The 7,588-nt window shown below is 39.7% G+C and carries 6 protein-coding genes; 1 reads left to right on the top strand and 5 read right to left on the bottom strand.

All coding sequences use genetic code 11. The annotated features are described in order from the left end of the window. Positions 1–51 precede the first annotated feature (51 nt). From HUN22_RS14160 to HUN22_RS14140, 5 genes are all read right to left on the bottom strand, one after another. A complete protein-coding gene (locus tag HUN22_RS14160) occupies positions 52–210 on the bottom strand; it encodes a hypothetical protein (protein ID WP_174730567.1) in 159 nt (52 codons plus the stop codon). A gap of 3 nt (positions 211–213) precedes the next feature. Beyond that, complete coding sequence (locus tag HUN22_RS14155) at positions 214–1,419, bottom strand: RtcB family protein (RefSeq protein ID WP_174730565.1); 1,206 nt, start codon at positions 1,417–1,419, stop codon at positions 214–216. 264 nt (positions 1,420–1,683) lie between these two features. Beyond that, positions 1,684–3,144, bottom strand: a complete 1,461-nt coding sequence (locus HUN22_RS14150; protein ID WP_174730562.1) for an amino acid permease — start codon at positions 3,142–3,144, stop codon at positions 1,684–1,686. Between the two features lie 21 nt (positions 3,145–3,165). Next, positions 3,166–4,179 carry a methyltransferase gene (locus HUN22_RS14145; protein WP_174730559.1) on the bottom strand — a complete coding sequence of 338 codons (1,014 nt, stop codon included), beginning with the start codon at positions 4,177–4,179 and terminating at the stop codon, positions 3,166–3,168. Positions 4,180–4,242: 63 nt separating this feature from the next. Beyond that, positions 4,243–5,601, bottom strand: a complete 1,359-nt coding sequence (locus HUN22_RS14140; protein WP_174730556.1) for a uracil-xanthine permease family protein — start codon at positions 5,599–5,601, stop codon at positions 4,243–4,245. A gap of 178 nt (positions 5,602–5,779) precedes the next feature. Here HUN22_RS14140 and typA point away from each other — a divergent pair. Then, positions 5,780–7,588: translational GTPase TypA (gene typA / locus HUN22_RS14135; RefSeq protein ID WP_174730553.1), on the top strand; the 1,809-nt coding region annotated here is incomplete at its 3' end.

Genomic DNA, 7,588 nt, shown 5'->3' with positions numbered 1-7,588 from the left:
TTTCTATATCTCCAAGGATGGCATTTCATATAGTTTTGTTGATTGGTAATTTCACCAAACCCCTTTTTTCAATTGCTGTTTAGTTTCTTTCCTATTTTTACGATGTTGGGCACGAGGTTTTTCCGTTTCGTGCATCCCACCTTTGTGAAGTAAAGGAGATAGAGCTACTTGATTACGGACTTTGATCTTTGGCATTTCTTTAATTTTCATACTTTAACCTTTAATACATAAAACTTGTTTCAGAGTATGGACGACTTCGATGAGATCTGACTGATTTGCCATGACTTCATCAATGTCTTTATAAGCGCTAGGGATTTCATCGACAACGCCACTGTCTTTACGGCATTCAATACCTTGGGTTTGTTCGATAAGATCTTGCTGATTAAAAAGAATTTTTGCTTTGCTTCGGCTCATCTTGCGACCTGCACCATGAGAACAAGAACAAAATGACTCAGGATTTGCTTTACCTCTGACGATATAAGATCTTGCTCCCATTGAACCTGGGATAATGCCTAATTCATCTAAACCAGCACGAATTGCACCTTTTCGGGTAATCAATAAATTTTCACCAAAATGTGTTTCTTGGCTCACATAGTTATGGTGACAATTGATCGCTTCTTTTGTCATTTGAAAAGAAGGTAGAAGAGGGCGGATCGCTTCTAAAATTAATCGCATCATCTCTTTGCGATTTTCAAAAGCATATTCTTGTGCCCACTCTACGGCTTCGACATAATCATCAAAACTGTTTGAGCCTTCGGCAAAATAACTTAAGTCTTTATCAGGAACATGACCAAAGCGATGCTGAGCTTCTTTTTTGGCTAACTCAATAAAGTAAGTACCAATAACATTGCCAAGTCCTCTGCTACCAGAATGTAGCATTACCCATACATCTTGATTCTCATCAATACATAACTCGATAAAGTGATTACCACCACCTAAAGTACCAAGTTGCTTTTGCCATGTTGCATCAAATTGTCGAAGCATTCGAACAAGGCCTGGATGCTTTTTGATAATTGGCTCTAAGCGTTTTTCAAGTGGAATAATGCTAGAAGCCTTCGCTTTGACTTGTTTATGCAAAGCAAAGCCAACTGGTACTTTGCGTTCAATTGCATCACGTAAACGACTTAAGTTATCAGGCAATTGTGAAGCCTTTAAGCTCAAGCGAATTGCATTCATTCCACATCCAATGTCAACTCCTACAGCAGCTGGAATAATGGCGTGTTTAGTTGGAATAACACTACCTACAGTCGCGCCTTTTCCTACGTGAACATCTGGCATAACAGCAATATGTGAATATATAAATTGCAGTTGAGCCATTTTTTTGAGTTGTTCAATACTTTCACTATCGATGTCTTGAGTGAAGATTTTAACAGGGACACCGTAGAGTGCCTCCTTGTTTAATATTTTTTGTATGCCCATAATTTTTCTCTTATTTTTGTCCGAGCAGGCATAAAAAAACCTAGCGAATGCTAGGTTCTAAATTTAAGCATTCGGACAAGTGGTATGAATTTGTACACTTGTCCGTGAGCTGACATCGTGCCAAATTATTTAATCTGTTTTACCTTGTACTAATGGCATGATGTCCTCCTTATTTAAAAGTGCCGTTGAAAATCTGAACGGCATTTTACGCTTTTTAAATCAAAGATCAAGCTTTTGATCTTTGATTTACTTTAATGACCCGTTTTAGTCTTGCTCAGGTTTAACGTTCATTTGATCATAAGAGATCAATTTGGTTTTATTTTTCCACTTATAGCCTAGCCAAATAATCAAGAACAATGGCAAGCTAATATAGGTTGAAAGTAAGCCTAACCAATCAATTTTGCCACCTAAAATGGCTTGATAGTTTTGTCCTAAGATAATGATTGAGCAGAGAATAAATGCAAACCAAGGTGCAAATGGGAAAAATTTGGCGCGATATGCTAAATCTTCTAATTTATAGCCTTGAGCAATATATCCTTTACGGAAACGATAGTGTGAAATCGCAATTCCTAACCAAACAATAAAACCACACATACCAGACATATTGAGTAGCCAGTTAAATACTTGCTTTTCTCCAATAAATGTCGTCAAGAAACAAAACGCGGCAATCAGTGTTGTGGCATATAACGCATTCATTGGAACGCCACGACCATCGAGTTTTGCAAACCACTTTGGTGCACTGCCTTCTTGAGCCATTTTAAATAACATACGAGTTGAAGAATACATGCCTGAATTACCTGCTGACAAAATAGCAGTAAGAATGACGGCATTCATTAAACCCGCAGCAAAAGCAAAACCTACTCTTTCATAGAGTAATGTAAATGGAGATAGTGCGATATCTTCAGTGGCAGCTGCTTGCAGTAAATTCGGATCATCATAGGCAATCAGAGTGCCGATAATGAAAATACATAGGATATAGAATAATAAGATTCGCCAGAAAATTTGTTTGATTGCAAGAGGAATGGTCTTCTTTGGATCTTTTGATTCGCCCGCAGCAACTCCAACCATTTCAGTCCCTTGGAAAGAGAATCCGGCAATCATTGCTACACCAATCATGGCTTGTAATCCGCCAACAAAAGGTGCCTCTTTGTAGGTCCAGTTCCCGAAAGTTGCCACACCCGGAGTTAGCATGATCTTGATGATCATAGCTAAGCCAATAATAATAAATGCAACAATCGCAATTACTTTGACCATCGAAAACCAGAATTCGCTTTCCCCAAATCCCTTTACTGTCATGGCATTGATCATAAAGATAACCATAAGGAATAGGGCACTCCAATAGAACCCTGGAATATCAGGGAACCAGAACTTCATAATAAACTGAACCGCAACAAGTTCGAATGCGACCGTGATTGCCCAGTTGTACCAATAGTTCCAGCCTAGAGCGAAGCCAAAGCCTTCTTCGACGTAACGACTGCCATAAGTAAAAAAGGCACCGGATGTTGGTGTATGAGTTGCAAGCTCACCTAAGCTGGTCATTAAGAAGTAAATCATAATGCCAATGAGTGAATAGGCGAGTAGCGCTCCACCGGGGCCAGCATTTGCAATGGTTGATCCAGAAGCAAGGAAGAGGCCTGTACCAATGGAACCACCAATGGCGATCATATTCAGATGACGAGCCCCAAGCTTACGCTGGAGTTTTTCAGGAGCATGTGTTTCGCTCATGGAGATTCCTTACATAGTTTGTTATGCACAGGCATATAACACCTTAAAGCCTTGATGATCAGTTTTAATCTGGCACTGACCAAAGTGCTTCTCAATTAAGATCGGATAGTTTAAAAAACGGTTTGCTACAATCCATAGCTCACCGGATGCCTTTAAATGTTTTTTAGCGTTTTGGCAGAGTCCTTCACTTGCATCATAGTTGGTATGAATACCCTGATGGAAAGGGGGATTACTGACAATGGCATCGAGTTCTGTTGGAGCGTCTGCAATACCTGTAACGGGCTGCAATCTCAACTGGTCTGAACCTATTCCATTTCGACTAAAAGTCATTTCCGTTGACCGTAAAGCGAAAGCATCAATATCTAGGGCATGAATAATATTACTTGAATTTATTTTTGCCAAATAGCAACTGATAATTCCAGCACCACACCCGAAGTCGGCAATTCTACCTGATTTCACCTGATTAAGATAAGGGAGTAAAACAGCAGTTCCGACATCTAGATGATTTTGACTAAAAACACCAGGAAGGGCACAAATCGTAAGCTCTTGTTCATTAACATGAACAGTGTAAGTTTTAAGCCAACTTTCGAGAGGTTTAATTTGCTCTGTTTTCTCAATCTTTAAGTGCCATAGCTGACAGTGGCGTGCACTATCGAGTTTAAGTACTTTGCCGAAGCTTTGTAATTGTTTGGCAGCGCGTTCAACACCACCTTTTTTTTCACCTACTAAAAGAACAGACTGATCAGTTTTAAGATTGCTCATCACTACATGTAGTATGTAATTTAACAGTTCTTTAGATTTGGGTACGAAAATAACAGCTTGATCAAATTCTTGTAATGGAAACTCAACTGAGAAATGTGCATTCTTTCCATTATTTACAAAGCCTTGATAGTCAGCATGGTTCCATGTCCAGACTGACGCGTCAATCTCAGTGGGTAATTGACTGACTAGGGCATCATTCGGTGCATTAATGAACAAGATTCTACCTTTTAAGTAGTCTTGCTGTCTTAATACCACTTCACTTCTAGGATCCATGTACATCTCTCATGAAGAAGAATGCCCAGCGTAGACTGGGCAATAATCAAAATTAAAAAATAGTTATTTATGGGTTTCAGGGAGTACAACATTTAAAATTAATGCTGCTATACCGCCTGTTGCTACGCCAGAGCTAAAAATATTTTTAAACAATTCTGGTAGGTGTTCTAAAATTTGGGGAACTTGAGCCACACCCAAACCTAATGCAAGTGAAATTGCGATAATTAAAAGTGCTCGGCGATCTAAATGTATCGATGAGAGGATGTTAATACCTGATGCAGCTACGGCACCGAACATTACCATCACAGCACCGCCTAAAACCGCTTGAGGAACTGCTTGTATTACACCAGCTACTGCTGGAAATAAACCTAATAAAATAAGTAAAGCAGCAATCCAGATACCTACATAACGACTTGCAACCCCAGTGAGTTGGATTACACCATTATTTTGAGCGAAAACAGAACTTGGGAAAGTGTTAAATAAGCCTGCGAGTAAAGAGTTTGCACCATTTACTAATACACCACCTTTAATGCGTTTCATCCATTCAGGACCATTAACAGGTTGGTTAGAAAGTTTACTGGTTGCTGTCACATCACCAATGGCTTCTAAAGAGGTCACTAAATAAATGAATGCCATTGGAATAAATAAGCCCCAAGAAAAGCTTAAACCAAAATGCATTGGTGTTGGTATTTGTACAAGGGGCGCATCTTTAATACCTGAGAAATCTAGGTAACCCATAAATCCTGCAAGAATATAACCAATCACTAAAGCAATTAAAATTGCTGAGCTTTTAATCCAAACCACTCGAATGCGGTTTAGTACAATAATAATAGCAAGGACGGTACATGACATAATAAGGTTGTCTGCACTTGCAAAAGTATGGTCTTGCATGGCTTGGTAGCCACCACCCATACTAATCAAGCCTTCCTTAATAAGCGTTAAGCCAATTAATAAAACAACAATGCCAGTCACCAAAGGAGTAATTAATCTTTTTACCCATGGAAGAATTTGCGAAACACCCATTTCAATAAAGGAACCAGCAATGACTACACCAAAAATTGCAGCCATAGCTTGGTTTACAGGCGTTCCTGCGGCAACCATTGCACTACCAATACCAATAATAGGACCAATAAAGTTAAAGCTTGTGCCTTGTACAATCAGAAGACCTGCACCAAACGGACCAACTTTTTTACATTGTAGAAATGTAGCAATACCCGAAATTACCAAAGACATCGATAAAATCATGTTAGTTTCGGTGCGTGACACACCCAAAGCTAAACAAATTAAAAGCCCTGGTGTAACAATTGGTACAATAATCGCAAGCAAATGCTGGAAAGCTGCTAAAAAAGCGATCAGAGGTTTTGGTCGATCATCTAAGCCATAAACAAGGTCAAGATGGTCTTGAGAGTGTTGATTGGACATGGGTGTAGGTCCGCCGCAATTTTGCAAATTGGCGCTATTCTAATCGAGATACCTATCTTTACAAAACGAAATACAGGCTATTGGAAATTTTTTTTGTCAATGTCAATAAACTGTCACTACTCAAGAGTAGTGTTTTTCTGTATAATTTGCCCTCAAATTTCAGGCGTTTCGAATTTTCATGTCAGATATCAAAAATCTCCGTAATATCGCAATTATTGCGCACGTCGACCACGGGAAAACCACACTTGTCGATAAACTACTTCAGCAATCAGGTGCTCTCGGTGACCGAGCAGGCGAGATTGAGCGTGTCATGGACTCAAATGCGCTTGAAAGTGAACGTGGTATTACCATTCTTGCAAAGAACACTTCTATTACTTGGTTAGATAAACGTACTGATACAACTTACCGTATCAACATCGTGGATACCCCGGGACACGCCGACTTCGGTGGTGAAGTAGAACGTGTTATGTCGATGGTTGACTGCGTATTACTTTTAGTTGACTCACAAGAAGGCCCAATGCCACAAACTCGTTTTGTGACACAAAAAGCCTTTGCTCGTGGTTTAAAACCAATTGTTATTATCAACAAAGTTGACAAACCAAGTGCACGTCCAGATTGGGTTATTGATCAAGTATTTGATCTATTTGATAACCTTGGCGCAACTGATGAGCAATTAGATTTCCCAATCGTTTATGCATCAGGTTTACGTGGTGTAGCGGGTCCTGCTCCAGAAGAACTTGCAGAAGACATGACTCCGTTGTTTGAAACGATTGTAGACATCGTTGAACCACCAGCAGTTGATGTTGATGGTCCATTCCAAATGCAGATTTCATCACTTGACTATAACAGCTTCGTAGGTGTTATCGGTGTTGGTCGTATTCAGCGTGGTTCAGTAAAATTAAATACACCTGTTACTGTAATTGACAAAGAAGGCAATACACGTAACGGCCGTATCTTAAAAATCATGGGTTACCATGGTTTAGAGCGTATTGATGTTGAATCAGCATCTGCTGGTGATATCGTATGTATTACTGGTATCGATGCACTTAACATTTCTGACACGATTTGTGATCCGAAAAATGTTGAAGCATTACCAGCATTATCTGTAGATGAACCTACAGTATCTATGACATTCCAAGTAAACAACTCTCCGTTTGCTGGTAAAGAAGGTAAATTCGTAACCTCACGTAATATCCGTGAACGTCTTGATCGCGAATTAATTCATAACGTAGCTTTACGTGTTGAAGACACTGACAGTCCAGACCGTTTCAAAGTATCTGGCCGTGGTGAACTTCATCTTTCAGTTTTAATTGAAAATATGCGTCGTGAAGGCTTTGAAATGGGCGTATCTCGTCCACAAGTAATCATCAAAGAAATTGATGGTGAAAGACAAGAGCCTTACGAAAACGTAACGTTTGACGTTGAAGAACAGCATCAAGGTGCTGTAATGGAACAAATGGGTCACCGTAAAGGCGAGATGACCAATATGGAAGTTGACGGTAAAGGCCGTATCCGTATTGAAGCAACTGTACCTTCACGTGGTTTGATCGGTTTCCGTTCTGAATTCTTGACCATGACTTCTGGTACAGGGATCATGACTTCAAGCTTCTCGCATTATGGTCCTGTTAAACAAGGTTCTGTTGCGAAACGTCAAAACGGTGTATTGATCTCTATGGTTCAAGGTACTTGCTTGGGCTATGCATTGTTCAGTTTACAAGACCGTGGTCGTTTGTTCGCTAAACCACAGTTAGAAGTTTACGAAGGTATGATCGTGGGTATTAACTCTCGTTCAGACGATATGGTTGTAAACCCGACTAAAGCGAAACAATTAACTAACGTTCGTGCGTCTGGTACAGATGATGCTTTAACTTTAGTACCTGCAATTGAATATACGCTTGAACAAGCGCTTGAATTCATTGAAGATGACGAATTAGTTGAAGTAACACCTAAATCAATCCGTATCCGTAAGCGTTACTTGACTGAAAAC

It is taken from the genome of Acinetobacter lactucae, assembly GCF_013344765.1.
Taxonomy (GTDB): Bacteria; Pseudomonadota; Gammaproteobacteria; order Pseudomonadales; family Moraxellaceae; genus Acinetobacter; species Acinetobacter lactucae_A.
The sequence above is the reverse complement of the archived record's forward strand: the minus strand, read 5'-3'. Positions and strand labels throughout refer to the sequence as shown.